The 374-nt window shown below is 61.0% G+C and carries 2 rRNA genes; both read right to left on the reverse strand.

From position 1 onward, the window contains the following. Nucleotides 1-116: ribosomal RNA gene (gene rrf / locus EAS64_RS42990) — 5S ribosomal RNA — on the reverse strand; the annotation flags it as partial. Between the two features lie 126 nt (nt 117-242). Beyond that, a 23S ribosomal RNA gene (locus EAS64_RS42995) occupies nt 243-374 on the reverse strand; the annotation flags it as partial.

The following is a 374-nucleotide window of genomic DNA, read 5'->3' on the forward strand; positions in this document are numbered from 1 at the left end:
TCCGGCGGTGTCCTACTCTCCCGCGAGGCCTCCCTCGCAGTACCATCGGCGCTGAAAGGCTTAACTTCCGGGTTCGGGATGGGACCGGGTGTTTCCCTTTCGCTATGGCCGCCGCAACTCTATTGAGATGTCGGCCTGCGAGCTCTACTCCACCGGAGTGAAGAGTGCCCGTCCCGGCCGCAACTCGGGAGCTACACAGTGGACGCGAACCCCCGAATACTCGGGGTACATGAAGTGAATGTAGTGTCAAGCCCTCGGCCTGTTAGTACCGGTCAGCTGAGCACCTTGCGGTGCTTGCACTTCCGGCCTATCAACCCAGTCGTCTGGCTGGGGGCCTTACCCACTCAAGGTGGTGGGAGACCTCATCTTGAAGC

It is taken from the genome of Trebonia kvetii, from assembly GCF_007827045.1.
Classification (GTDB): domain Bacteria; phylum Actinomycetota; class Actinomycetes; order Streptosporangiales; family Streptosporangiaceae; genus Trebonia; species Trebonia kvetii.